Below are 25,952 nucleotides of genomic sequence, written 5' to 3'. Positions count from 1 at the left end.
CCCGCTGTGGGACGCGTGCATGAGCAAGACTGAAATCTGGATCGACGCCGATGCCTGCCCGGTGCGGGAGGAGGTTTTCCGTGTTGCCGGGCGCCTCGGGCTGGTGGTGCATGTGGTGTCCAACGGCGCGCGCGGCATCCGCCTGCCCGAGGCGGAATGGATCCGCCGCGTCATCGTGCCGCCGGCGCCGGATGCGGCGGATGACCACATCGCCGCGCAGATCACGCCGCGCGACCTCTGCGTCACCGCCGATATCCCGCTGGCCGCGCGCTGCCTGGAGAAGAAGGCCCGCGCCCTCTCCCCCACCGGCCGGCCCTGGACCAGCGACAATATCGGCCAGGCCCTGGCCGGGCGCGAGGTGTCGCGCCACCTGCGCGAACTCGGCGTGGAAACGCGCGGCCGCCCCATGGCGGCGCAGGACCGCGCCCGCTTCCTCTCCGCCCTGGAGAATGAACTCCAGGCCGCCCTGCGCGACGGGCCGCCGCCGACCCTGTGGCGGCCCGTCTTTGATGATATTTAAGCGAAGACGTTCTTTTTTGAAAAAAAGAACCAAAAAACTTTTTCAGTTGAGCGTCCCGCTGTGCCGGGAGACGGCGGCAGCCTGAAAGAAAATTTTTCTTCAGAAAAAGAAGATCTTATGAAGCATCTTCAGGAAGCAGCGTGATGCGCTGCATTTCCATCGCCGCGACGGCCTCGCGCGAATAGAGCAGCGGCACATACGCCCCGCGTGCCCAATGCGGCGCGAGATCGGCGTAATGCGGCGAGGCGGGGTCGCCGGACTGGCCGGGCGCGTTGATGCACAGGCTGTTGTCCCAGGCGCCGACATCCATCACCAGCCGCACCGAGGCGCCGTGGTTGCAGCGGAAGTCTGAGGGGCGGTAGCCTGTGTGCATCGGCGTCTGCGCGCTGCCGCCGAGCGGGAAGGGGCCGACATCCATCGCCGCCGTCTCGGGCGAGAGCCCTTGCAGGGCATGGGCGAAATAGCCGTGGTGCAGCCGGCCCCAGTTCCATTCCGTCGGGCAGAGGCCCATCCGCTCCACACAGTCGCGGAAGGCGGCGAGCAGGCACTCCGCCAGCAGCGCGTCGCGCCCCGCCACGGGGTCGGCGCCGAAGCGGGCATCCGGCTGCTCCACCACGCGCAGCAGGCTCTCCATGTCCTGCGGCACCAGCAGCGGGCGCAGCGTGGCCTCCGGCACCAGCAGGGCCAGCAGGCGCGGCTTGAGGTGCTTGCTCAGGAAAACCTCGAACAGCGCGGCGGCGGCGCTGTCGGCCTCCAGCCGGTGGTCCCATTCCTCCAGCAGGGTCTGCGCCGCCCAGAATTCCGGCGCCGCGCCGCGCGGCAGGGCCAGCAGCAGGGCGCAGAGGCGGCGCGCGGGCAGGGATTCCACATCGGTCTGCAGCGCCGTGCTGTCGGCCAGCGTCAGCAGCGGGCCGCGCGTCAGCGCCTCGGCGATGCGCGTGGCGCGCGCGCCATCGTTCCATTCATAGCCATAGGTTTTCTCGGCATGCGGCCAGTCGGGCGGCAGGTTCTGCTCATTGGCGCTGTGCACGAAGCCGGCCGGCGGGTCGATGCGCCAGGGATGCTCCGCCGGGTCGAGCAGGCCGGACCACTCATAGCGCCCATCACCGGGCACGGGCAGCAGCCCGTCCCAGTTCGGCCGCTGCGGCGCGTAGCCGGCGGGCGTCCAGGCGATGGTGCCGGTGACATCGGCATAGACCTTGTTGACCGAGGGCGTGCCCCAGCGCCGCAGCGCCTGGCGGAACTCTTCGAGGCTGCGCGCGCGCATCGCCGATAGGCTGCCGAGATAGGGCGCAGCACCCGGCATGGCCCACACGCTGCGGATGGCCACCGCGCGCCGCGCCGCCCCATCGCGCGCGATGACGGGGCCATGCCGCGTGAAGCGCAGCACCAGCTCCTGGTCCTCATGCCCCTTGACGGCGAAACGCTCGGTGATGCGCCGCATCGGCTCGAAGCCATCGCCATAGCGGTAGGAGTCCGCGTCCTCCTCCGCCGTTTCGTAGACATAGACGTCTTCCTGGTCCGCGCCGTGGATGGTCAGCGCGAAGGCGGCGGTGCCGTTATGGCCGATGGAAATGCCCGGCACCGCCGGCTCGCCGGCGCCGATCGCGTTGAAGCCCGGGCTGTCCAGATGGACGATGTAGCGCAGCGAGGGCGCGGCATGGGCGCGGTGCGGGTCCGAGGCCAGGATGGGCCGCCCGCTTTCCGTCCGGCTGCCATGGATGGCCCAGTTGTTGGAGCCTTCCATCTCCGCGCCCTGCACCACCTCGCCGAGATCGGTGACGCTGCCCCAGCGCCGCCATTCCTCCAGCGGCGCCGCCAGCCGCGCGGCGGAGAAGGTGACGCCCGCCGTGGCCAGCTTGAACTGCGCCAGCACCTCGGTGCCGAGGGCGGAGAGATCCAGCCCTTCCGCCCGCACCGGTTCCGTCATCGGCTCCAGATTCTTGCGCAGCAGGTCGGTGGCGAGATCGGCGCGGGAGAGGATGATGGCGCGCAGCACTTCGGACATCGCGTTGCGCGTCAGGCTGTGGCTGCGGATGCGCACCACATCTTCCGCCGCCCAGCGCGCCGGGCGCGTGCCGAGGGCGCGGAACTCCGCCGGCAGCCGCGCCGGCTCCGCCTCCACCAGCGCGACATAGGCGTTGATGCCGGCGACGAAGGCTTCGCAGATGGCGCGGGCATCGGGCGCATAGGCGTCGAACTCCGCCTGCATGTCGCCGCGGTAGAGGAAGAGGCGCGCCGCGCGGTCCTGCGCCAGGTAGCCGGGGCCGAAATCGGCGGCGAGCAGGCCGAGGCCGCGCTTGCGCCAGAGGTCGATCTGCCACAGCCGGTCGCGCGCCGCGTTGAAGCCCTGCACGAGGAAGAGATCGTGCTCGTTCTCCGCGCGCAGATGCGGGATGCCCCAGCGGTCCACCTGGATGGAGGCCGGCTGCCGCAGCCCCGCCAGCCGGAGCGTCTCGCCCTGGAAGGTCTCACCCTGGAGCGTCGCGGGGGAGGGGGCGGTGTCGGTCATGCGGCGGCGTCCATGCGGTGGCGTTCCTGGGCGGAGGAAAGGCGGCGAAGCTAGGAGCCGTTGCGCCGCCGTGCAATGCGCGCGCGCCGCAAATATCGCTGCGCGCTACCATGATTCGGAATGTTGCTGTCCCGCACAGGAAAAATGCGGGATCAGCGCAGCCCGCTACCGCCGCCCAGCGCGCGCGCCGCCTCGATCGCCAGCGGCGCGAAGCGCGAGGCGAAGCGCGCCGGCGGCCATTCGGAGAGCGAGCCGGCGATATGCACCGCCCCCACCGGCCGCCCGTCCTGCCCGGCGATGGCGGCACCCACCACCACCTCGCCGATCAGCATTTCTTCCTGCACCACGCTGTAGCCCTCGCGCCGCGCCAGCTCGATGCGGGCGATGATGGCATCCGGGTCGAGCAGCGTCTTCGGGGTCACCGGCCGCACATCGGCGCGCAGCATCAGGGCATTGACCTCCTCGCGCGGCAGCAGCGCCATGCAGGCGCGCCCGCCGGCCGTGCTGAAGCTTTGCAGCCGCCGCCCGACCAGCGTGGCATAGAAGGTCTCGCGCTTGCTCTGCCGCCGCAGCGCATAGACGATGGTGGTGCCGTCGAAGAGGCTGAGATCGACGCGCTCCCCGGTCATGCGCTGCAGCTCGATGATGACGGGCGTGGCGCGCTCGATCAGCGGGCGGGAGCGCAGGAAGTCGAAGCCACGGTCAAGGATCTTGCGGCCCGGCGTATAGCCGCGCCCATTCGTGCCGCGCTCCAGGTAGCCGAGCTTCAGCAGCGTATGCGCCATGCGCTGCGCCGAGCTGCGGTCGATGCCGGAGAGATGCGCCAGCTCGTTCAGGCTCAGCTCGCCCGGCTGCCGGCCGAAGGCTTCCAGCAGGGCCAGGCCCTTCTGCAGGGATTGGACGAACAGCCGGTCCTCGGACATCGCTCACGCTCCTTTGCGCGGCAGCTTTGCGGCGCGCGGGCGCGTGGCGCAAGGCCAGTGGTGGCAAAAGTGGTGGCAAAAGTGGTGGCAAAAGCGCCGCCCCGGGCTGGATCACCCGGCGCGCGCGGCGCATGATCCGCCGCCCTGACCCTGCCCGCCCCGAGGAGAGCCACCCATGGCGCTGCGCTGCGACATGATCATCCGCGATGCCACCCTGTTCGACGGCACCGGGGGGCCGCGCCGGGTGGGGGATGTCGGCGTCACCGGGGACCGCATCGTGGCCGTGGGCGACCTCGGCGGCATGAGCGCCGACCGCGAGGTCATCGCCACCGGCAAGGCCCTCGCCCCCGGCTTCATCGATGCCCACACGCATGATGACCGCGCCGTGCTCTGCGGCCCGCAATGCACCCTGTGCAAGATCAGCCAGGGCGTCACCACCGTGGTGGTGGGCAATTGCGGCATCAGCCTCTCGCCCATGCGCCACACCGCCAAGCGCCCGCCCGCGCCGCTCGACCTGCTGGGCGATGAGGCGTGGTGGACCTTCGACAGCTTCGGCGACTACGCCCACGCGCTGAAGAGCAAGGGCAGCGAGGTCAACACCTACGCCTTCATCGGCCACCAGACGCTGCGCGTCGAGGCGATGGCGGGCGATGTCTACCGCCCGGCGAAGGATTCCGAGATCCTGCGCATGCAGACGCGGCTGAAGCAGGCGCTGGCCGAGGGCGGTTCCGGCTTCTCCACCGGCCTCTACTACCCGCCCAACGCCCAGGCGACGACGGAGGAGGTGATCGCGGTCGGCGAGGCGCTGCGCAGCACCGGCGGCCTCTACGTCACCCATATGCGCGATGAGGCGGACCGCATCTGCGCCTCGATCGAGGAGACGCTGAAGATCGGCAGCCGGCTGAAGGTGCCGGTGCATATCAGCCACCACAAATGCTCGATGCCGGAGAATTACGGCCGCTCGGTGCAGACGCTCGCGCTGATCAACGCCGCCGCCTCGATGCAGGAGGTGGCCTTCGATGTATACCCCTATCCCGCCGGCTCCACCGTGCTGATGCCGGACCGGGTGCGCGACGACCTGCGCACCATCATCACCTGGTCCGTCCCCTATCCGGAGATGGCGGGCAAGGACCTCTCCGAGATCGCGCGCGGCTGGAACACCGATCTGCGCGCGGCGGCGGAGCGGCTGACGCCGGCCGGCGCCGTCACCTTCCAGATGGATGAGGAGGATGTGCGCCGCATCATGCGCCACCCGCTCTCCATGATCGGCTCGGACGGGCTGCCGCATGACGAGAAGCCGCATCCGCGCCTCTGGGGCACCTTCCCGCGCGTGCTGGGCTTCTATTCGCGCCAGCTCGGGCTGTTCGACATGGAAACCGCCATCCACAAGATGACCGGCCGCGCCGCGCAGGTCTTCGGCATGGTGGACCGCGGCGTGCTGCGCGAAGGGGCCTATGCCGACCTCGTCCTCTTCGACCCGGCGACCATCCTGGACAATGCCACCTTCGAGAACCCGGTGCAGATGAGCGTGGGGATCGAGCAGGTCTGGGCCAATGGCGTCGCCACCTTCGCCAAGGGCAAGGAAACCGGGGAGAAGCCAGGGCGGCTGATCACGCGCAACCGGTAAGCAGGAAGAGAAGAGGTTCTTTTTTGGAAAAAAGAACCAAAAAACTTTTTCAGTTCGCGGCCCGCTGTGCCGGGAGACGGCGGCAGCCTGAAAAAAAAGCGGCAGCCTGAAAGAAAAATCAGGCGGCTGCGGAGACCTGGTCGCGCCCGGTTTTCTTGGCGTGGTAGAGGGCGGCATCGGCGGCCTGCACCAGGGTGGCGGGGCTGCTGCCCGGCTGGGGATGCATCGCGGCGACGCCGAGGCTGACGGAAACCCGCCCCCCCGGCACGCCGGGATGCGGCAGGTCCAGCCGCCGCAGGGCGATGCGGATGCGCTCGGCGGTGCGGGTGGCGCCGTCCAGGTCGGTATCGGGCATCAGCACGGCGAATTCCTCCCCGCCATAGCGGGCGGCGAGGTCGTTATCCTGCCGCATGGCGGTGCGGATGCAGCCGGCGAGGCTGCGCAGCACGGCATCCCCCGCCGGGTGGCCCTGGCTGTCATTGAAGGCCTTGAAGTGGTCGAGGTCGAGCATGACCAGGGCCAGGGGCTGGCGCATGCGCTCCGCCCTTTCCCATTCCAGGCTGAGCAGCCGGTCCAGGTGGCGGCGGTTGGCGAGGCCGGTCAGCCCGTCGGTCTCGGAGAGGGCGCGGAAGCGGGCGCCCTCGGCCAGGGCCTCGGCCTCGGCCAGCCGGCGCAGGCGCAACTCCCGCCGCAGCCGGGCGGCGAGGCCGAGCATCGCCAGGCAGAGCAGCAGCACCATGCCGCCGATGCCCAAGGCGCGGCCCTGCCAGTTGCCCTCCACCAGGCGGGTGGCCATGGCGACATTCAGGATCAGCGGGCGGTCACCGAGATGGGTGTAGGTGTAGAGGCGCTCCACCCCGTCCAGCGCGGCGGTGCCGGTGAACTGGCCGGTGGGGGAGCTCATCATCCGCCGCACCGTCGGCGCCTGGGAGAGGTCGATGCCGGGGATGCCGCTGCCCATCGGCTCGCGGTAGAGCAGCACGCCGGTGCTGCTGAACAGGTTGATGGTGCTGCCGGGGCCGATATGCAGCTCCGCCAGCAGGCTGCGCAGGAAGGACAGGCGCAGCGTGCCCACCACCACCCCGCCGAAGCGCCCCTCCGGCGTGGTGACGCGGCGGCTGAGCGCCAGCAGGAACTCGCCGGGATGGGCGCGGTCCGGCATGGGCTGGCTGATGTAGAGGCCGAGATCCGGCTCCAGCAGATGGCGCAGGAAGAAGTCGCGCCGGGCCATGTCCTGGTTCAGCGGCTGCGCCGGGTCGGAACTGGCCATGACCTGCCCCGAGGCATCGAGCAGCGTCATCGAGCCGAGATGGGTGATGGCCGCGGCGGAGGAGAAGAGCAGCTCCGCCGACGGCAGGCCGTCCGTTTGATGGCGGCTGGCATGCCCGGCCACCTGCGCCAGCACGCGGTCATAGATGTCCACCTGCCGCTGGATATCGCGGCTGACCACCAGCAGCAGGTTCTGCGCGCTCATCTCCACCCGGGACCAGGCATCGCGCCGCAGATCCCACAGCTGCATCAGGCCGAGGGTGGAGATGCAGACCGGCAGCAGCACGCCCAGCAGCAGGAGCAGCCTGTCACTGCGGGGGGAGGCGCCGGCCGCCTCGGACGCGGCCATGCCGGAAGCGGACGCCTCGGCGCCGGACAGGTGCGGGCCGGTCGCGCCGGAACGGGCCGCGCGGCGCAGGGGGAAGAAGCGGGGCATGGTGCTCTGGCTCAGTGCGTGCCCGGCCGGGAGGAAGGGTGGAACCCGGCCAGGGTGGGGCGGAGGGCGCGGTCGGTCATGGTGGAACTCCCTCCTGGGGAATGCAGCGCAAAGTTTAGACACGAAATCGCGAGGCCGCCATGCCGTCCACGGCGGCCGGTCTGTCATCCGCAGGTCACGCGGCCATGCTACACGCGGCCATGCCAGGAGGGTGCGCCAGGCCCTCCGCCGGCCCATGCCCACCCCTGCCGCCCGAGGCCCCGCCGCGATGGACAGCATTGCCCGCCATATCCTCGATCTCTCGCGCCGTGGCCTGCTGCGCGGCGGCCTGGGGATGGCGGCGCTGGCGGCCTTGCAGCCGGCCGGGGCGCGCCATGCCCTGGCCCAGCCGCCGCGCTTCGAGCGGGACCCCTTCACCCTCGGCGTCGCCTCCGGCGACCCCTGGCCGGAGGGGGTGGTGCTGTGGACGCGGCTGGCGCCCGAGCCGCTGGCCGGGGGTGGCATGCCCCGGCAGGCCGTGCCGGTGCGCTGGCAGCTTTCGGAAGAGCCGGAGATGCGCCGCGTGGTGCGGGAGGGCGAGGCCCTGGCCTACCCCGAATTCGGCCACGCCGTGCATGTGGAGCTGGAGGGGCTGCGCCCTGGCCGCTTCTACTGGTACCGCTTTCAGGCGGGGGAGGCGCTCTCCCCCATCGGCCGCACCCGCACCGCCCCGGCGCCGGGGGCGGCGCCGGCGGGGCTGCGCTTCGTCAATGCCGGGTGCCAGCACTATGAGCATGGCCACTTCACCGCCTGGCGCCACATCGCCGGGGAGGGGGAGCTGGACTTCGTCTTCCACTATGGCGACTTCATTTATGAATACGGCCCCCGGGGCGGCCAGCCACGCCGGCACAACAGCCCCGAGGTCTATACGCTGGATGATTACCGCAACCGCTATGCCCTCTACCGGATGGACCCGGAACTGATGGCGGCGCAGGCGGCGCATCCCTTCCTGCATTCCTTTGACGACCATGAGGTGGATAATGACTGGGCCGGCCCCTTCTCCGAGGAGGATGGCAGCCGCCCGGACCGCCCCGCCGTGCCGCCGGAGCTTTTCGCCCTGCGCAAGCAGGCGGCCTTCCAGGCGTGGTACGAGCATATGCCGCTGCGCCGCGCGCAACTGCCGCGCGGGCCGGAGATCCAGGCGTGGCGCGGTTTCCGCTTCGGCGGCCTGCTGGAGGTCTCGGTGCTCGACACCCGCAGCGGGCGGACGGACCAGCCCTGCGGCGGTGCCACCGCCGCCCCCTGCGAGGGCTGGGCAGACCCCGCCGCGCGGATGATGGACCCCGCCCAGGAAGCGTGGCTGATGGAGCGGCTGCGCCCCGGCCGCGCCCGCTGGCAAGTGCTGGCGCATCAGGTGCCCATCCTGAAGCGGGATTTCGGCGCCCCCGGCGCCCCGCGCTATTCCATGGACAAGTGGGATGGCTACCCGGCGGCGCGGGAGCGCCTGCTGCGCCATGTGGAGGAGAGCGGGCTGCGCGACCTCATCGCCGTCTCGGGCGATGTGCATGCCGCCTGGGCCGGCACGCTGCACCGCGAGGGCGGTGGCGCGGCGCTGGGCACGGAGTTTACCGCCACCTCGATCAGTTCCGGCGGCGATGGCTCGGAGACCATGGCCAATACGCCGAAGGTGATGGCGCAGAACCCGCATCTGGGCTTCTTCAACAACCGGCGCGGCTACACCCTGCACGAGGTGGCGGCGGACCGCTTCCTGGCGACGTATCGCGCCGTGGCCGAGGTCAGCCATCCCGGCGCGGCGCGCGAGGATCGCGGGGCTTTTGTCGTGGAGCCGGGGCGGCCAGGATTGAAAGCGGTTTGAGGAGAAGCGTTCTTTTTTGAAAAAAAGAACCAAAAAACTTTTTTCAGTTTGGCGTCCCGCTGTGCCGGGAGACGGCGGCAGCCTGAAAGAAAGCTTCTTTTTCTTTAGAAAAAGAAGATTCTTGAAGATCTTCCTTTTAAATCAATCTCCTCCTGTCGCTCTTCCGGCGCGGGGCAGCCCTGAGCGGTTGGAACCGCTTCGGTGGTAGCCCTCTGCCCGTGGCTCGGTCTATCCTGCCCGGCCAAGAATTGCTCTGAGGACGCTGAGTGTCATGACGGTGCGCGGGTGGCAGCCCGGTAGCTGGCGCGAAATGCCGATCCGGCAGGTTCCGGATTATCCGGATCAGGCCAGGCTCAAGGAAATGGAATCCCGCCTCGCGAGCTTTCCCCCGCTGGTTTTTGCCGGTGAGGCCCGCAGGCTGCAGCAGTCCCTGGCCAAGGCCGGGCAGGGGCGGGCCTTCGTGCTGCAGGGCGGCGATTGCGCCGAGAGCTTCGCCGACTTCAAGGCGAACCCGATCCGCGACACCTTCCGCGTGCTGCTGCAGATGGCGGTGGTGCTGACCTTCGGCGGCTCGCTGCCGGTGGTGAAGCTGGGCCGCATGGCCGGGCAGTTCGCCAAGCCGCGCTCCTCCGACACGGAGACGCAGGGCGGCGTGACGCTGCCCTCCTATCGCGGCGACATCATCAACGGGCCGGACTTCACCCCCGAGGCCCGCGTGCCGGACCCGGCGCGGATGGAATTCGCCTATATGCAGTCGGCCGGCACGCTGAACCTGCTGCGCGCCTTCGCCACCGGCGGCTATGCCGACCTGCACGAGGTGCACCGCTGGAATCTCGGCTTCGTCGCGCGCTCGCCGCTGGTGGACCGCTACCGCGACCTCGCCGCGCGCATCGACGAGACGCTGCGCTTCATGGCCGCCTGCGGCATGTCCGAGGCGCCGCAGGTGCGCGAGACCGATTTCTACACCAGCCATGAGGCGCTGCTCCTCCCCTATGAGGAGGCGCTGACCCGCGTCGATTCCACGACGGGGGACTGGTATGCCTGCTCCGCCCACTTCCTGTGGATCGGCGACCGCACGCGGCAGCCGGAGGGCGCGCATGTCGAGTTCCTGCGCGGGGTGAAGAACCCGCTGGGCCTCAAGGTCGGCCCCAGCACCGATGCCGATGAGCTGGTGCGGCTGACCGAGATCCTGAACCCCGCCAACACGCCGGGCCGGCTGACGCTGATTAGCCGCATGGGCGCGGGCAAGGTGGCGGAGAAGCTGCCGCCCCTGCTGCGCGCGGTGAAGCGCGCCGGGCGCGAGGTGGTGTGGATCTGCGACCCCATGCACGGCAACACCCACACGGCCGGTGGCTACAAGACCCGCTCCTTCGATGCCATCCTCTCCGAGCTGCGCGGCTTCTTCGACGCGCACCAGGCGGAAGGCAGCTGGGCCGGCGGCGTCCATGTGGAAATGACGGGCAGCGACGTGACGGAATGCGTCGGCGGCGCCCACAAGCTGACCGAGGCCGATCTCGCCGCCAACTACGCCACCTCCTGCGACCCGCGGCTGAATGCCGAGCAGGCGCTGGAACTGGCCTTCCTGGTGGCGGAGGAGCTGAAGGCCCGCCGTCCGGAAGGGGCGGTGCTGCCGCTGGTCGCCGCGCAATGACGGACGGGCTGCCGCCGCGCACCGCCACGGGCGCGGCGTCCGGCCCGGCGGGGGATGAGGCCATCTCCCGCCAGACCGACGCCTATTTCAACCGCACCAAGGCCATCGTGCAGCGCTTCGGCGATGCCACGGTGACCTACGCGGTCTTCCTGCGCCGCCCCGTCGTCAGCGCCCCGCGCCTGATGATCGACTGGCTGGAGCGCGTCGCCGCCGCGCGCGGCACGCGCTTCGAGATCGAGCTGATGCACAAGGAAGGCGAGTGGGTGGGCGCGGGCGACCCGATCGTCTATCTCACCGGCTCCTTCGTGCATCTGTCGGACCTGGAGACGATCTATCTCCAGAAGCTGGGCCCGGCCTGCGTCGCCGCGCACAATGCCTATCAGATGAGCCTGGAACTCCCCCATGCCGCCTTCCTGGCCATGGAGGCCCGGCACTGCGCCGGCGCCGAGATGCAGGAGATGATGGCCTATGCCGCCGCCGTCGGCAGTGCCGCGGCGAAGCGGGAGGGGGCGAAGGGCTTCATCGGCAATGCCAATGACGCCACGGCGCACTGGTTCGGCAATCTGCGCGGCTATGGCACCATGCCGCATGCGCTGATCGGCTACGCCCGCAGCACCGTCCGCGCCGCCGAGATGTTCCACGAGACCTTCCCGGATGAGGCGCTGACCGTGCTGGTCGATTACTTCGGCCGCGAGGTGACGGACAGCCTGGCGCTCTGCCAGCGCTTCCCCGAACTGGCGGCGGAAGGGCGGCTGGCGGTGCGGCTGGACACCCATGGCGGCCGCTTCCTGGAAGGGCTGGACCCGGCGGAGTCCTACGCCGTGCTGGAGCGGCACGCGCCCGGCGCCATCCGCCGCTACCGCTCGGAGACGGAGTTGCGCCATCTGGTCGGCACCGGCGTCTCCGCCGCCGCCATCTGGCGCATGCGCGAGGCGCTGGACGAGGCCGGCTTCCCCAAGGTGCGGATCGTCGCCTCCTCCGGCTTCGGCGTGACCAAGTGCCGGGTGATGAGCGAGGCCCGCGCGCCGGTCGATGTCGTCGGCACCGGAAGCTTCATCCCCAATACCTGGAGCGAGACCTACGCCACCGCCGATATCGTCTCCTATGACGGTGCGGCGCGGGTGAAGCTCGGGCGCGAATTCCTGTTGCACAAGAACGGGGCGCGCAAGAAGAATGGGGTGAGCAATTAGGGTTATTGTTCTTTTTTGAAAAAAAGAACCAAAAAACTTTTTTCAGTTGGCGTCCCGCTGCGGGCCTTCAGCGGGACGCCAAACTGAAAGAAAGCTTTATAGCTGTAGTTTTGCGATCTCGAAGTGCATCCCGTCCGGGCGGCCCTTGAAGTGCCCGCCCCAGTAGAAGCCATGCGCATTGGCGCTTTCCACCAGTTCGCGCACGCAGCCCGGATGGTTGAGCAGGGCCGGGATGTCGTAGAGCCGGTTCCACTCCACATTGATGTCGAAGGCGGTGGCGAAGGCGTGGCTGCTGAGAATGCCCTCCTTCGCCTTGCCGCGCACGAAGCGCGGGTTCCAGCTGCCGCCCCAGCTCAGCACGCGGCCCAGCAGCCCCTTCTTCTCCCAGGTGGTCCAGAGCGCCAGGAGCTGGTCCGCCGCGCCCTTGTACCAGGAGATGCTCTCATGGCTGGGGCCGCCCTGCACCCGGGCCAGGCCGGGCAGGCGAACCCGCACGATATTGCGCTGGGCCCAGTCATCAAGGATGCGGATGGCCTCCGGGTTGTCGGCTGTCGGCGCCGCCACATAGGTGAAATCGCCGAAGAGCGCCTGCTTCTGCGCCGTGCTCAGGGGGGAGAGCGAGGTGGGCGGCGGCGGCCAGGAAGGGCCCGCCGTGTTGAAGGCGGCCGTGGCCGCGACCTCGGCCCGCGTGAGGCTTTGGGTCAGGTGCTGCCGCGCCGCCTCCAGGGTGGGCGGGTCCACCGCGCCGCTGGCGGCCACGCCCAGCAGCCTTTGCAGGTGCCGCGTGGCCGCTTCCGTGATGGGGCCGAAGCGGCCATCCACCTGATCCGGCGGCAATTGCCCCTGCTCGACCAGATAGTCCTGCCAGGTCCGCACATCCTGGCTGTTGTCGCCGAATTGCAGCGTGTGCTGTGGCAAGGGCATGGCGCTTTCCCCCGTGGGTGGTGCGGCGCACTGTGTTGCAATTTTGAATCGAATTCAAAACAAATTGACAACCACTCACGCGGCCTGGGCTTTTGCCTCCCCCGCCGGCATGGGCGCCAGCAGCCGCTCCGCCCCGGCCAGGAGCTGCGCCTTCACCCCGGCGACGAAGGGGTTGTCCTCGGTGATGGTGCGGAACAGCGCCTCGGAATCCTGGGAAACCTGGGCGGTGGCGCGCATCAGCAGGTCGAAGCTCGGGGTGGTGTGGGGCAGGGCGGGCATCTCCAGCCCGGCCACCAGCCGCGCCACCAGATGCGTCAGCCCCTGCACCCAGGCCATCTGGCGGTCATGCTCCTCCGCCGTCATGGCCACCACCTGGAGGCCGAGGCGCCGCAGCATCCGCAGCGCCAGCCGCGCCTGCGCCCCGCCGCCCGGGCAGGCCACCAGCCGCAGCCCGGCGATGCCATCCCGGCCGCTCTGCGGGCCGAAGAGCGGGTGGGTGCCGAGCAGTTCCACATGCGCCGGCAGCAGATCGCGCAGCACGGCCAGCGGGTGTGTCTTGATCGAGCAGACCTCGACCACCAGCGCGCCGGGGCGCAGATGCGGGGCGATGGCGCGCGCCGCCTCCGCCAGCCGAGCCACCGGCACGGCGAGGATGACGACGGGCTGGCTGGCGGCCTCCGCCAGCGGGGCGCTGCCGGGCTGGGCGGGGTCGTGGCCATGGACGGTGCCGATCCGCTCCAGATGCGGGCGGCAGAAGGCCCCGAAGGCGCCGAGGCCGATCAGGCCGAGATGGGGGCGGGCAGGGGTGGACATCGGTCCCTCAGGAGGCTGCGCCGCCACCGGGAGGGCCATTCCATGAAAAATGCCGCCCGGAGGCGGCAGGGGTCAAACAAACAGGCTTCGACCGCGCCGCTCTTATATCGAGCGGCGGTAGTAAAGGCGCGGGGTGGGCGCGGTCTGGCTCATGCCGGATGAAGTGCGCCCGCCCCGCGCCGCTGTCAAGCGGGGATGGGGCGCTTCCAGGGGGCGAAGCGCGCCGCCTCCTCCTGCCCGAGGCGGGAGAGCAGCAGCGGCCAGGCGCGCAGACCCTCCTCCAGCGAGGAGAGGCGGAAGAACTCGTTGGGCGCGTGCACATCCTCATCCGGCATGGCGAAGCCGAACATCAGCGTGTCGATGCCGAGTTCCTCCTGGAAGATGCCGGTGATGGGCAGGGTGCCGCCGATGCGCGCCCGCGCCGGGGCGCGGCCGGTGGTGGCGCGCACCACCTCTTCCGCCGCCGCCAGCAGCGGGTGGCCCTCCGGCAGGGTGGAGGCGGGGGCGCCGGCGCCGGGCGGGCTGAAGCGCAGCTCCACCCCCGGCGGGCAATGGGCGCGGAGATGCGCCACGAGGCAGTCCCGCGCCCGCGCCGGGTCCTGCCCGGGCACCAGCCGGGCGGTGATCTTGGCATGCGCCTCGGCGGGGATGACGGTCTTGCTGCCGGCGCCGGTATAGCCGCCCCAGAGGCCGTTTACGTCGATGGTCGGGCGCAGGGTCAGGCGCTCCCGCACCGAATAGGCGGGGTCGCCATGCGGCAGGGCGCCGCTGCTGGCGTAGAAGGCGGCCTCGTCCGCCGCCAGCTCCGCCGCATCGGCGCGGTCGCGCGGGGTGAGGGGGGTGGCATCCGCGTCGAAACCGGCGACGCGGATGCGGCCCTGCTCGTCATGCAGGGTGGCGACCAGCCGCGCCATCTCGTGCAGGGCGTTGCGCACGGCGCCGCCATAGCGGCCGGAATGCATGTCCTTCGCCGCCGCGCGCAGGTTGATCTCCAGTTTGCACAGGCCGCGCGCGCCGGTGTTCAGGGTGGGGATGGTGGTGCTGGCCCGGCCGCCATCGGCCGAGAGCACGGCATCCGCCGCCAGCAGGCGGCGATACTTCGCCAGCAGCGGGCGCAGGCTGGGGCTGCCGCTTTCCTCCTCGCCCTCCAGGAAGAACTTGATGTTGACCGGGCAGGCGCCGCCGAGCGCCAGGAAGGCGCCCACCGTCTCCACCGCGATGGTGGTGGAGCCCTTCACATCCGAGGCGCCGCGGGCATAGAGCCGGCCCTCGCGGATCGTGGGCTCGAAGGGCGGGGAGACCCATTGCTCCAGCGGGTCGGGCGGCTGGACGTCGTAATGGCCGTAGATGAGCAGGGTGGGCCGGCCCGGCGCGCCCAGCCACTCGCCATAGAGGGCCGGGTGGCCGCCGGCCTCCAGCGCCTGCACCTGGGAGAGGCCGAGGGCGCGCAGCCGCTCCAGCAGGAAATCCCGCGCTGCGGCCATGCCGGCGGCATAGGCGGGGTCGGTGCTGACGCTGGGCAGCCGCAGCAGGGCCTTCAGCCGCTCCAGAATGGCGTCTTTCTGGGCCAGGAGATGGTCGGCGACGGCTTGGGTCATGGGCAGGGCCTGTTTGAATTCAGAATAAATGTTCTTTTTTGGAAAAAAGAACCAAAAAACTTTTTTCAGTGTAGCGTCCCGCTGTGCCGGGAGACGGCGGCAGCCTGAAAGAAAGTCTTTTTGCTTCTTTTTCTTTAGAAAAAGAAGATATTGAAAGCATTATTCTCGCCAGGAGGCTTGACGGCGCATCCCGGAATGCGAGGCTGCGCCGCATGCGTGTCCATGTCCAGAACCCCGCCAACGAAACCCTCTTCCCCATCACGCCGGAGCAATGGGCCGCCGCCGTGGCCCGCGCGCCGGACATGGCGGATCTTGAGGTCAGCTATGCCGATGACGATGCCGGCTTCGCCGCCGCCCTGCCGCAGGCCGATGCCCTGCTGACCTGGGTGAAGGAGGTGCATACCCGCATCGCCGTGCCGCGCCTGGCCCTGCCGGAGCGGCTGAAGGTGATCTTCTGCACCTCCGCCGGGGTGGACCGGCTGCTGCCCCTGGGCGAGTGGCTGCCGCCGGGCGTGGCGCTGCTGAACAACCGCGGCACCCATGCCGCCAAGGCCGGCGAATTCGGCATCATGGCGCTGCTGATGCTGGCCAACCACCTGCCGGTCTTCGCGCATGACGCGCGGGCGGGGCGCTGGGCGCCGCGCTTCGGCTCGGTGCTGGCGGGGCGGACGGTCTGCGTGGTCGGGCTGGGCTCGCTGGGCGGGGCCGTCGCGGCCTGGGCGAAGCAGTTCGGCATGCATGTCATCGGTGTGCGCCACAGCGCCGCGCCGCACGAGTCGTGCCATGAGGTGGTATCGCAGGCCGATCTGGAGACGGTGCTGCCGCGCAGCGAATTCCTCGTCATCGCCTGCCCGCTGACGCCGCAGACCCAGGGGCTGTTCGACCGCCGCCGCCTTGCCCTGCTGCCGCAGGGGGGCAAGGTGGTGAATATCGGCCGCGGCGCGCTGTGGGACCAGGAGGCCGCCTGCAACCTGCTCGATGCCGGGCACCTCGCCGGCTGCGTGACGGATGTGGCGGTGCCGGAGCCGCTGCCGCAGGAGCACCGCCTGTGGCGCACGCCGGGCATGTTCGTCACCCCGCATATGTCGGCGGACGACCCGGGCACCTACAACGACCGCAGCCTGGATATCTTCTTCGAGAATCTGCGCGCCCTGCGCCAGGGCGCGCCGCTGCCCAACCGCATCCGCCCCGAACGGGGCTATTGAGGCGGGGCTGGGGCTTAGGGGGCGAAGCCCCCTCAGCCTGCCGTCTTACTTGTGCGCCGTCTTGGCGATGGGCGCGACGAACTGCGGCTCGGTGTCCCAGGGGAAGAGGATCCAGGTATCCTGGCTCACTTCCGTGATGAAGGTATCGACCAGCGGCTTGCCGGCGGGCTTGGCGTAGACGGTGGCGAAATGCGCGCGCGGCAGCATGCCGCGCAGCTGCTTCGCCGTGGTGCCGGTGTCCACCAGATCGTCGATCACCAGCCAGCCCTCGCCCTCGCCGGCGGCGATGGGGGGCTTGGCCACGACCGGCTCGCCCTTCTTCTCCTCATCATAGGTGATGATGGAGACGCTCTCGATCAGGCGGCAATCCAGCTCGCGCGCGATGATGGCGGCGGGGATCAGCCCGCCGCGCGTGACGGCGACGATGCCCTGCCACGGGCCTTTCTCCACCAGCCGCCAGGCGAGTGCCTTGCTGTCGCGGTGAAGCTGGTCCCAGCTGACGGTGTAGTAGCGCGAGGCCATGTCTCAGAACATCCTGCCGCCATTGGGGACGGCGAAATCGGGGCGGAGCAGCACCACGCCACCATCGGCATCGGGCAGGCCCAGGGTGAGGACCTGGCTCTCGAAGCCGGCGATGCGGCGGGGCGGGAAGTTCACCACGCAGAGCACCTGCCGGCCGATCAGCCGGTCCGGCGTGTAGTGCACGGTGATCTGGGCGGAGGAGCGGCGGATGCCGAGTTCGGGGCCCAGGTCGATCTCCAGCCGGTAGGCGGGCTTGCGCGCCCCCTCCAGCGGCTGGGCATCGACCACGGTGCCGACACGGATGTCGAGGCGCTCGAAATCGTCGATCGTCGCGGTGGCTTCCATCGGGTTTCGATAGCGCAGCGGCGGCGGCGGCGGAAGGGCGGATTGCCGCGGCCCCGCCCGCATGCCAGCGTCCGGCGCAGGAAACGCCCCCATAGGTCCGCCAAAGGCCAGGATCCCCATGACCGAACCCCTGCCCACCACCCCCTCCCTGCGCTGCGACGGGCAGCGTGCCCTGGTCACCGGCGCCTCGCGCGGGATCGGCCGCGCCGCCGCCCTGGCCCTGGCCGCGGCGGGGGCGGAGGTGGTGATGGCCGCGCGCGCCCTGCCGGAGATGGAGGCCACCATCGCCGCGGCGCGGGCCGCCCATGGCCCGGCGGGTGGCCCAGCGGATGGCCCAGCGGATGGCCCTGGCCTGCGCCTTTCCGCCCGGGCGCTGGACGTGACGGACCGCGCCGCCGTGCGCGCCCTGGTGGAGCGGGAGGGGCCCTTCGACTTCCTGCTCAACAATGCCGGCACCAATATCCGTGAGCCCTTCACCGCGGTGCAGGATGAGAGCCTGGACGCGCTGCTGGACCTCAACCTGCGCGCGGCCTTCACGGTGGCGCAGGCGGTGGCGGCGGGCATGGTGGCGGCGGGGAAGGGGGGCAGCATCCTGCATCTCTCCTCCGTCAATGGCCATGTCGGCGGGCTGAACCGCAGCGTCTACACCGCCACCAAGCACGCCATCGAGGGGCTGACCAAGGCGATGGCGGCGGAGCTCGGGCCGCGGGGCATCCGCGTCAACGCCCTCAGCCCCGGTTTCGTCGAGACGCCGTTGACCGCCGGGCTGCTGGCGGACGAGAAATTCCGCGCCGCCCATCTGCGCCGCACCCCGCTCGGCCGGATGATGACGGTGGAGGATGTGATGGGCGCGGTGGTCTTCTTCGCTTCCCCCGCCTCGGCCATGATCAGCGGCGCCTCGCTGCTGATCGATGGCGGCTTCTGTTCCGTTTGAGTCCTGACCGAAAGAATCCCATGCGCGACTTCCATTCCCCCGGCCGCAGCCCTGTCCTGGCCATGAACGGCATGGCCGCCACCTCCATGCCGGTGGCGACGCTGACGGCCATCGACATCCTGCGCCAGGGCGGCAACGCCATGGACGCCGCCATCGCCGCCGCCGCCGTGCTGGCGGTGGTGGAGCCGCAATCCACCGGCATCGGCGGCGATAATTTCTGCCTGTATGCCCCGGCGGGGACGGGCGAGGTCTTCGCCATGAACGGCTCCGGCCGCGCCCCGGCCGGCGCCACGCCGGAGAAGCTGCGCGCCGATGGCCTCACCGCCATGGCCAATACCTCCGCCCATTCGGTGACGGTGCCGGGCGCCGTCTCCGCCTGGGAGAAGCTCAACAGGGCGCATGGCCGGCTGTCGCTGGCGCAGATCCTGGCCCCGGCCGTGAAGCTGGCCGAGGAAGGCCACCCGGTGCATCCGCGCGTCGCCGCCGACTGGGCGGATGCCGCCGGCAAGCTGGAGAAGAACGCGGCCGCCGCGCGCCACTTCCTGAAGGATGGCAAGCCCTTCGCGGTGGGCGAGACCTTCGCCCAGCCGGCGCTGGCCCGCACCCTGCGCGCCATCGGCGAGAAGGGCGCCCGCGCCTTCTATGAGGGCGAGATCGCCGCCGACATGGTGGCCACCCTGCGCGCCGCCGGCGGCACCCATACCGAGGCCGATTTCGCCGCCGGCCTCGATGTGGCCGAATTCGTCACGCCCATCCGCACGCGCTGGAAGGGGCTGGACATCTTCCAGTGCCCGCCGAATGGCTCCGGCCTGCTGGTGCTGCAGATGCTCGGCGTGCTCGGCCAGTGCGAGACGCCGGAGGGCGGTCCGCTCTCCGTCACCCGCCTGCACCGCCATGTGGAGGCCGCGCGCCTCGCCTACCGCGACCGCGACGGCTTCCTGGCCGACCCCTCGCAGGTCGAGGTGCCGGTGGCGAAGCTCACCAGTGACGACTACACGCGCCAGCTCCGCGCCCTGATCCGCGACGACGCGGCGATGCGCGAGCTGCCGCCGGCCGGCATGGCGGAGATGCTGCCGAAGCACAGGGATACGGTCTATCTCTGCGTCGTCGATGCGGAGGGCAATGCCTGCTCCTTCATCAACTCCCTCTTCGAGAGCTTCGGCTCCGGCATCCTGGCCGAGAAGAGCGGCGTGATGCTGCACAATCGCGGCTTCGGCTTCCGCCTGCAGGAGGGCCACCCCAACTGCATCGGCCCCAACAAGCGCCCGATGCACACCATCATCCCCGGCATGGTGCTGAAGGAGGGCCGCGCCATCATGCCCTATGGCGTCATGGGCGGGCATTTCCAGCCGATGGGGCAGACCCTCTTCCTCACCAACCATTTCGAGTTCGGCCTCGATGTGCAGGCGGCGCTCGATCTGCCGCGCCTCTTCCCCTATGCCGGCAAGGTGCAGGTGGAGCGCGGCATCCCCACCGCCGTGGTCGACCAGCTCAACCGCCTCGGCCACCAGTGCGAGCTGATCGCCAAGCCGCATGGCGGCGGCCAGGCCATCCTGATCGACCATGCGCGCGGGGTGCTGGTCGGCGGCTCCGATCCGCGCAAGGATGGCTGCGCGCTGGGCTACTGAGCCCTGCCGGGCGCCGGCCGCCACGCTGGCCGGCGCCTTTCTTGCCGTGTGCCACTGGAAGGAATTTGTTGCGTGACCGAGCCCTGCGACCTGTCCGCCGTCACCCTGCGCCGCCTGATCGGCGAGAAGAAGCTCTCGCCCGTCGAGCTGCTGGATTCCTGCCTGAAGCGCATCGGCGAGGTGGACCACGCGGTCAACGCCATGGTCGCGCTCGATGAGCCCGGCGCCCGCGCCGCGGCGCAGAAGGCCGAGCAGGCGGTGATGAAGGGCGAGAAGCTCGGGCCGCTGCATGGCCTGCCGCTCGGCATCAAGGACCTCGACGACACCGCCGGCCTCGTCACCACCTTCGGCAGCCCGATCTTCCGGGACAATGTGCCGGCGCGGGATTCCACCATGGTGGCCGATCTGCGCGCCGCTGGTGGCATCGTCCTCGGCAAGACCAACACGCCGGAATTCGGCGCCGGCGCCAATACCCGCAACGCCGTCTATGGCGCCACCGGCAACCCCTTCGACCCGACGCGCTCCGCCGCCGGCTCCTCCGGCGGCTCGGGCGTGGCGCTGGCCTGCTCCATGGTGCCGCTGGCCTCCGGCTCCGACACCGGCGGCTCGCTGCGCAACCCGGCGGCCTTCAACGGCATCGTCGGCTTCCGCCCCAGCCCGGGCGTCGTCCCGGCGGAGCGCCGCCAGCTCGGCTGGTCCAACCTGCCCGTGCTCGGCCCGATGGCGCGCGATGTGGGCGACCTCGCCCTGATGCTCTCCGTCATGGCCGCCGACCACGGCGTGGACCCGCTGGCCTATACCCTGCCGGACCGCGATGTCCGCCGCGGCCTGGCGCTGGACGAGGCGGTGGACCTCTCCGCCCTGCGCGTCGCCGCCACGCCGGATTTCGGCTTCGCCCCCACCGAGAAGCATATCCGCGCCGTCTTCGCCGAGCGGGTGAAGGCGCTCTCCCCGCTCTTCGCCAGCGTCGAGGAGGCGACGCCGGACTGCGAGGGGGCGGACGAGGTCTTCGCCGTGCTGCGCGCGCTGAACTTCCTCGCCGCGCATGAGGAGAAGGTCCGCCTGCGGCCGCAGGATGTCGGGCCGAATGTGCGCGCCAATGTCGAGGAAGGGCTGCGCTACAGCGCCAATGACGTCGCCCGCGCCTCGGTGCAGCAGACGAAGATCTACCGCAACTGGCAGGCCTTCTTCGCCCGCGGCTATGACGTCGTCATCTCCCCCGCCATCACCCTCTCGCCCCGGCCGTGGAGCGAGCTCTACCCGGCGGAGATCGATGGCCAGCCGACCAAGAACTATTTCCATTGGCTGGCCCTGGCCTATGCGGTGACGGTGCCGGGGCATCCGGCCATCTCGCTGCCGCTCGGCGTTGACCATGCCGGCCTGCCCTTCGGCCTGCAGATCGTCGGGCCGCGCGGGGGGGATGCGCTGGTCATCGCGGTGGCCGCCGCCATCGAGGCGGCGGTGGCGGGGGATGCCACCCTGGCCCGCCCGCTGCCGGACCTGGCGAAGCTCAGGGCGGCGCCCGCCATCAAGACCATGCCGGGCTTCCTCAGCTTCGACTGAGCGGCGGGTGGCCTGAGGGGGCTTCGCCCCCTCACGCTCCCCCCCTTTGGTTGCCTGGGCAGAGGGCAGGCGGCAATGGCCTGCCACACAAGCCTGTGGTCAGGCGATCAGCAGCTTGTCCGACAAGTTGCGCCTGCTATCCTCCGCGTAACCGCCGCCCTGGCGGAAGCGCGAAGGAAACGCCATGACGACTGCCCGGCCCCGCATCCTGGTGGCCCGCCGCCTCACGCCCGCCGCCGAGGCCCGCGCCCGCCGTGACTTCGACGCGCTGGTGGCCGCCGAGGATATGGGCACCGAGGACGCCCTGGCCGCCGCCGCCAGCCACGGGGCCGAGGCCCTGCTGATCGGCCCCAGGGTGAGGCTGGATGCCGCCGCCATCGCCCGCCTGCCCGGCTCCGTGCGGCTGATCGCCAATAGCAGCGTCGGCTATGACCATATGGACGCCGCCGCCGCCCGCGCCCGCGGCATCCTCGTCACCAACACCCCGGATGTGCTGACGGATTGCACGGCCGATCTCGCCTTCCTGCTGCTGCTCGCCGCCTGCCGCCGCGCTTATGAATATGAGGGGATGATGCGCCAGGGCTGGCGCAGGGGCCTCGGCCTGCCGGACATGCTGGGGGTGCGGCCCTCGGGCAAGGTGCTCGGCATCGTCGGCATGGGGCGCATCGGCCGGGCCATGGCGCAGCGCGCGCGCGGCTTCGGCATGCGCATCCTCTACCACAACCGCAACCGCCTGCCGCCGGAGCTGGAGCAGGGGGCGGAATACTTCCCCGCCCTGCGCGACATGCTGCCGCACTGCCAGATCCTCTCCCTGCACCTGCCGGGGGGCGCGCAGAATGGCACGCTGATGGATGAGGCCGCCTTCGCCGCCCTGCCGAAGGGCGCCGTCTTCGTCAACACCGCGCGCGGCTCGCTGGTGGATGAGGAGGCGCTGCTGGCGGCGCTGCAATCGGGCCATCTCTTCGCCGCCGGGCTCGACGTCTTCCGCAAGGAACCGGATTTCGACACGCGCTTCGCCGCCCTGCCGAATGTCTTCCTGACGCCGCATGTCGCCAGCGCCACGCTGGAGACGCGGGAGGCGATGGCGATGCGCGCGCTCGACAACATCGCTGCCGTCACCGCCGGGCAGGCACCGCCCGACCCGGTGTGACGGCCATGTCCGGGGGGCGCGTGCCATGCCCCCCAATGGGAACGTCCAAGGAGAAGAACAATGAAGCGTCGTACCCTGCTGCGAGCCGGGAGCCTCGCCATGCCGGCCCTCATGCTGGGCCGGGCCGCCGGAGCCGCGGAGGACTGGCCCTCCAAGCCCGTCACCATCACCGTGCCTTTCGCGCCCGGTGGCTCCTCCGACATTGTCGGCCGCGCCGTGGCGCAGCGCATGACCGAGGCGCTGGGCAAGGCGGTGGTGGTGGAGAACCGCCCTGGCGCCGCCGGCGAGATTGGCGCCCGCGCCCTGGTGCGCTCCGCCCCCGATGGGCATGCGCTGATGGCGGCGCCGATCAGCACCTTCGCCATCAACAAGGCGCTGCGGCCCAATCTGGGCTATGACCCGGTCAACGACTTCACCAACCTCACCCTGGCGGTGACGACGCCGAACGTGCTGGTGGTGAACCCGAAGCAGGTGGCGGCCAATGACCTGCCTTCGCTGCTCTCCTGGCTGCGCCGGGCGGGCGCGCAGGAGAGCTATTCCACCAGCGGCGTCGGCTCCTCCGACCACCTGACGATGGAACTGTTCAAGCAGCTCACCGGCACCCAGATGGCGCATATTCCCTATGCCGGCGGCGCCCCCGCGACCACCGACCTGATCGCGGGGAATGTGCAGATGTCCTTCCAGAATCTCGGCTTCATCACGCCTTTCATCCGCGACAGGCAGGTGAAGCCCATCCTCGTCACCTCCGAGCAGCGCCACCCGCTGCTGCCCGAGGTGCCGACGGCGCAGGAAGCCGGGCTGAAGGATTTCGTGGTCTATTCCTGGCAGGCCTTCGCCGGGCCGCCGAAGATGAGCCCCGCCCTGGTCGGCCGCGTCCACGCCGCCATCGCCGCCGCCCTGAAGCACCCCGCCACCGTGGAGCAGATGGACCGCATCGGCTTTTCCGTCGTGGCCAATACGCCGGAACAGTTCCAGGACTTCCAGCGCGCCGAAATCGCCCGCTGGACCGATGTGGTGAAGCGCGGGAATATCCAGGCGGCTTGAATATTTTGCAGTAAGGGTTCTTTTTTGAAAAAAAGAACCAAAAAACTTTTTCAGTTGGCGTCCCGCTTCAGGCCTGAGGCGGGACGCCAAACTGAAAGAGTCTTTTTGCTTCTTTTTCTTCAGAAAAAGAAGAATGCTAAATTAAACAAACATCACTCCACAAACGCCAAAGCCAGCCCGAAGGCCTGCGCCGCCGGCACCACCAGCCGCCCCGGCTGCTCCAGCGGCGTGATGCCGCCCGCCTGCAAGGCCGCGCGGGCGGTGGCGAGGCTGGCGCGCAGGGTCAGGGCCACCATGCGGTCCGCGCCATCGGCGGGCAGGGGGGGTAGGGCATCGCCCCAGTGCAGCGCGGCCGCGCCGGGTTCCAGCACCAGCACGCGGGCGCCCCCGGCGGCGAGCAGCGCCTGGCCACCCGGCACCTCCTGGATCGCCGCCGCGCCGAAGATCTTCGCATAGGGCGCCAGGGCGCGGGCGGGGTCGCGGCTGACAATGCCAAATTCCGCGACGCCGGTGGCACCGTTCGGGTGGCGCTGCCATTCCGGGCGCCAGACCAGATCCGGCGTGAAGTGGTGGCAGAAGAAGACCCGGCCATTGAAGGCCACCTCCGGCCCCAGATGCGTCACGCGGAAATGCGCGTCCGGGCTGGTGCCATCGGGCAGGGCGACGGGGCGGGTGAATTCGCGCGATTCCGCCACGGGCAGGCCGGCGGCGGCCACCGCATCGCGGAAATCCGGCGCGGCGGTGGGCTTGAACACCAGCCCGCCCAGGCCCGTCGGCATCTCCCAAAGCTGGGCGCGGGCGCTGGCGCGGCCGGGCTCATAGCCCAGAAGCTCCAGATAGTCGGTGCCGAAGATCGCCAGGTTGTTGCTGGAGCCCAGCGAGTGGTGGCCGCGCTCGGTCAACTGGAAACCCAGCCGCGCATATTGCGCCGCGGCCTCGTCCAACTGGGCGCCGACATGGATCACCACATGGTCGATGGCGGGCTTCAGCAGGCTGGTCATGGCATCGGGTCCTCCGGATGGGGCGGCGATACTGGACCCGGGAGGCGGCTTTGCGAAGCCTGCTTGCGAACGCAACGCATTTTCTTTAAGTATATGAAAAAACTTCGTTTTCCGGAGGATTCCCTCTTGCCGGCCGGCGCTTCGCGCGGAGATATGCGGGCAGGAGGGCCTGCCCCATGAAACACTTCCGCGATCTGAGCGAGGCCGAGACCCTGGCGCTGGCCATCGCCAATGAGGAGGAGGATTCGCGCATCTACCGCAACTTCGCCTTGCGGCTGCGCGCGAGCTACCCCGGCACGGCGGCGATGTTCGAGGCGATGGCGGAGGAGGAGCAGGGCCACCGGCACCGTCTGCTGACGCTCTACGAGCAGAAATTCGGGCCGGAGATGCCCTATATCACCCGCCAGGATGTGCGCGGCTTCCTCAGGCGCCGCCCGGTCTGGCTGATGCAGGATCTGCGCATCGAGACGGTGCGCGCCCAGGCGGCGCTGATGGAGCGCGAGGCCGGGCAGTTCTATGCGAAGGCCGCCGAGCGCGCGCGGGATACCGAGATCCGCCGCCTGCTGGGCGACCTCGCCGAGGTGGAGCAGAAGCACGAATCCCGCGCCGCCGCGCTGGAGACGGAGAAGCTGCCTGATGCGGTGCGCAGCGCCGAGGATGCCGAGGCGCGGCGGATGCTGCTCCTCCAGGTGGTGCAGCCGGGGCTGGCGGGGCTGATCGACGGCTCCGTTTCCACCCTGGCGCCGATTTTCGCCGCTGCCTTCGCCACGCAGAATTCCTGGGACGCTTTCGTGGTCGGGCTGGCGGCCTCGATCGGTGCTGGCATCAGCATGGGCCTGACCGAGGCGCTGTCCGATGATGGCGAGATCACGGGCCGGGGCCACCCCTGGGTGCGCGGCGTGGTGTGCGGGCTGATGACGGCGCTGGGCGGCCTCGGCCATACCTTGCCCTACCTGATCCATGATTTCTGGACGGCGACGCTGGTGGCTGGCCTGGTCGTGGCGGCGGAGCTTTTCGCGATTGCCTGGATCCGCTGGCGCTACATGGAGACGCCGTTCACGAGCGCGATCGTGCAGGTGGTGCTGGGTGGCGTGCTGGTGCTGCTGACCGGCATTTTCATCGGCAGCAGCTGAAACGGAAGGCGGGGTCCGGGGAGGCCCTGCCTCCCCGGCGGGGGTGTGGGGGGGGCGGCCCCCCCCAAACATCCTTCAACAATTTCCCTTCCAGCCGCACCACCCGCTC

At 70.1% G+C, this 25,952-nt stretch carries 22 protein-coding genes; 12 read left to right on the top strand and 10 right to left on the bottom strand.

The features are described 5' to 3' along the window. The first annotated feature begins 19 nt into the window (after positions 1–19). Complete coding sequence (locus tag NON00_RS11605; RefSeq protein ID WP_256020964.1) at positions 20–520, top strand: YaiI/YqxD family protein; 501 nt, start codon at positions 20–22, stop codon at positions 518–520. A gap of 115 nt (positions 521–635) precedes the next feature. On the opposite strand, the gene NON00_RS11600 is transcribed toward NON00_RS11605, so the two are convergent. Beyond that, complete coding sequence (locus NON00_RS11600) at positions 636–3,032, bottom strand: penicillin acylase family protein (protein WP_256020962.1); 2,397 nt, start codon at positions 3,030–3,032, stop codon at positions 636–638. A gap of 152 nt (positions 3,033–3,184) precedes the next feature. Next, complete coding sequence (locus NON00_RS11595; protein WP_256020959.1) at positions 3,185–3,955, bottom strand: IclR family transcriptional regulator; 771 nt, start codon at positions 3,953–3,955, stop codon at positions 3,185–3,187. Positions 3,956–4,130: 175 nt separating this feature from the next. Here NON00_RS11595 and NON00_RS11590 point away from each other — a divergent pair, with 175 nt between their 5' ends. Beyond that, positions 4,131–5,582, top strand: a complete 1,452-nt coding sequence (locus NON00_RS11590) for an amidohydrolase family protein (protein ID WP_256020956.1) — start codon at positions 4,131–4,133, stop codon at positions 5,580–5,582. A 118-nt stretch (positions 5,583–5,700) separates the two neighbouring features. Here the strand turns inward: NON00_RS11590 and NON00_RS11585 are convergent, their stop codons facing one another. After that, positions 5,701–7,287, bottom strand: a complete 1,587-nt coding sequence (locus tag NON00_RS11585; protein WP_256020954.1) for a diguanylate cyclase — start codon at positions 7,285–7,287, stop codon at positions 5,701–5,703. 268 nt (positions 7,288–7,555) lie between these two features. Here NON00_RS11585 and NON00_RS11580 point away from each other — a divergent pair, with 268 nt between their 5' ends. The 3 genes from NON00_RS11580 to NON00_RS11570 all read left to right on the top strand — a co-directional run bounded on the left by NON00_RS11580 (position 7,556) and on the right by NON00_RS11570 (position 11,983). After that, a complete protein-coding gene (locus tag NON00_RS11580) occupies positions 7,556–9,142 on the top strand; it encodes an alkaline phosphatase (protein WP_256020951.1) in 1,587 nt (528 codons plus the stop codon). A 271-nt stretch (positions 9,143–9,413) separates the two neighbouring features. After that, entirely contained in the window at positions 9,414–10,793 is a 1,380-nt protein-coding gene (locus tag NON00_RS11575) for a class II 3-deoxy-7-phosphoheptulonate synthase (protein ID WP_256020948.1), read from the top strand. Then, positions 10,790–11,983: a nicotinate phosphoribosyltransferase gene (locus NON00_RS11570; RefSeq protein WP_256020945.1), complete on the top strand. Its 1,194-nt coding sequence runs from the start codon at positions 10,790–10,792 to the stop codon at positions 11,981–11,983. The genes NON00_RS11575 and NON00_RS11570 overlap by 4 nt, the downstream gene beginning before the upstream one ends. Before the next feature lie 96 nt (positions 11,984–12,079). On the opposite strand, the gene NON00_RS11565 is transcribed toward NON00_RS11570, so the two are convergent. The 4 genes from NON00_RS11565 to NON00_RS11550 form a co-directional block, all read right to left on the bottom strand. Next, positions 12,080–12,907, bottom strand: a complete 828-nt coding sequence (locus tag NON00_RS11565; RefSeq protein WP_256020942.1) for a M15 family metallopeptidase — start codon at positions 12,905–12,907, stop codon at positions 12,080–12,082. Between the two features lie 75 nt (positions 12,908–12,982). Continuing rightward, complete coding sequence (locus NON00_RS11560) at positions 12,983–13,720, bottom strand: prephenate dehydrogenase/arogenate dehydrogenase family protein (protein WP_256020940.1); 738 nt, start codon at positions 13,718–13,720, stop codon at positions 12,983–12,985. Positions 13,721–13,905: 185 nt separating this feature from the next. After that, positions 13,906–15,318, bottom strand: coding sequence for a dipeptidase (locus NON00_RS11555; RefSeq protein ID WP_256020938.1), 1,413 nt, complete (start codon positions 15,316–15,318; stop codon positions 13,906–13,908). Between the two features lie 19 nt (positions 15,319–15,337). After that, complete coding sequence (locus NON00_RS11550; protein ID WP_256020934.1) at positions 15,338–15,532, bottom strand: hypothetical protein; 195 nt, start codon at positions 15,530–15,532, stop codon at positions 15,338–15,340. On the opposite strand from NON00_RS11550, the gene NON00_RS11545 reads away from it, so the two are divergent. Beyond that, complete coding sequence (locus tag NON00_RS11545; RefSeq protein WP_256020931.1) at positions 15,531–16,523, top strand: D-2-hydroxyacid dehydrogenase; 993 nt, start codon at positions 15,531–15,533, stop codon at positions 16,521–16,523. The two genes, NON00_RS11550 and NON00_RS11545, sit on opposite strands and share 2 nt — an antisense overlap. Positions 16,524–16,568: 45 nt before the next feature. Here NON00_RS11545 and gpt read toward each other — a convergent pair whose 3' ends face one another. Both gpt and NON00_RS11535 read right to left on the bottom strand, forming a co-directional pair. Next, entirely contained in the window at positions 16,569–17,045 is a 477-nt protein-coding gene (gene gpt / locus NON00_RS11540; RefSeq protein ID WP_256020928.1) for a xanthine phosphoribosyltransferase, read from the bottom strand. Positions 17,046–17,048: 3 nt separating this feature from the next. Next, positions 17,049–17,390: a tRNA-binding protein gene (locus NON00_RS11535; RefSeq protein ID WP_256021055.1), complete on the bottom strand. Its 342-nt coding sequence runs from the start codon at positions 17,388–17,390 to the stop codon at positions 17,049–17,051. A gap of 118 nt (positions 17,391–17,508) precedes the next feature. On the opposite strand from NON00_RS11535, the gene NON00_RS11530 reads away from it, so the two are divergent. The 5 genes from NON00_RS11530 (at position 17,509) to NON00_RS11510 (ending at position 23,709) form a co-directional block, all read left to right on the top strand. Further along, positions 17,509–18,324 carry an SDR family NAD(P)-dependent oxidoreductase gene (locus NON00_RS11530; protein WP_256020925.1) on the top strand — a complete coding sequence of 272 codons (816 nt, stop codon included), beginning with the start codon at positions 17,509–17,511 and terminating at the stop codon, positions 18,322–18,324. A 20-nt stretch (positions 18,325–18,344) separates the two neighbouring features. Then, positions 18,345–19,952 (top strand): gamma-glutamyltransferase, encoded by a 1,608-nt coding sequence (gene ggt / locus NON00_RS11525; RefSeq protein WP_256020922.1) that lies wholly within the window; start codon positions 18,345–18,347, stop codon positions 19,950–19,952. Between the two features lie 72 nt (positions 19,953–20,024). Then, positions 20,025–21,515 (top strand): amidase family protein, encoded by a 1,491-nt coding sequence (locus NON00_RS11520; RefSeq protein WP_256020919.1) that lies wholly within the window; start codon positions 20,025–20,027, stop codon positions 21,513–21,515. 184 nt (positions 21,516–21,699) lie between these two features. Continuing rightward, positions 21,700–22,665, top strand: a complete 966-nt coding sequence (locus NON00_RS11515; protein WP_256020916.1) for a D-glycerate dehydrogenase — start codon at positions 21,700–21,702, stop codon at positions 22,663–22,665. A 60-nt stretch (positions 22,666–22,725) separates the two neighbouring features. After that, a complete protein-coding gene (locus tag NON00_RS11510; RefSeq protein WP_256020913.1) occupies positions 22,726–23,709 on the top strand; it encodes a tripartite tricarboxylate transporter substrate binding protein in 984 nt (327 codons plus the stop codon). A gap of 152 nt (positions 23,710–23,861) precedes the next feature. On the opposite strand, the gene NON00_RS11505 is transcribed toward NON00_RS11510, so the two are convergent. Further along, entirely contained in the window at positions 23,862–24,710 is an 849-nt protein-coding gene (locus NON00_RS11505; protein ID WP_256020910.1) for a VOC family protein, read from the bottom strand. 176 nt (positions 24,711–24,886) lie between these two features. On the opposite strand from NON00_RS11505, the gene mbfA reads away from it, so the two are divergent. Then, the gene (mbfA, locus tag NON00_RS11500; protein WP_256020908.1) at positions 24,887–25,843 is read left to right on the top strand and encodes an iron exporter MbfA; all 957 of its coding nucleotides are present in this window, start codon (positions 24,887–24,889) and stop codon (positions 25,841–25,843) included. Positions 25,844–25,952: the final 109 nt, after the last annotated feature.

It is taken from the genome of Roseomonas sp. GC11, from assembly GCF_024437745.1.
Classification (GTDB): domain Bacteria; phylum Pseudomonadota; class Alphaproteobacteria; order Acetobacterales; family Acetobacteraceae; genus Pseudoroseomonas.
Note: the sequence above shows the minus strand (reverse complement) of the source record. Positions and strands in the feature narration are given on the sequence as shown.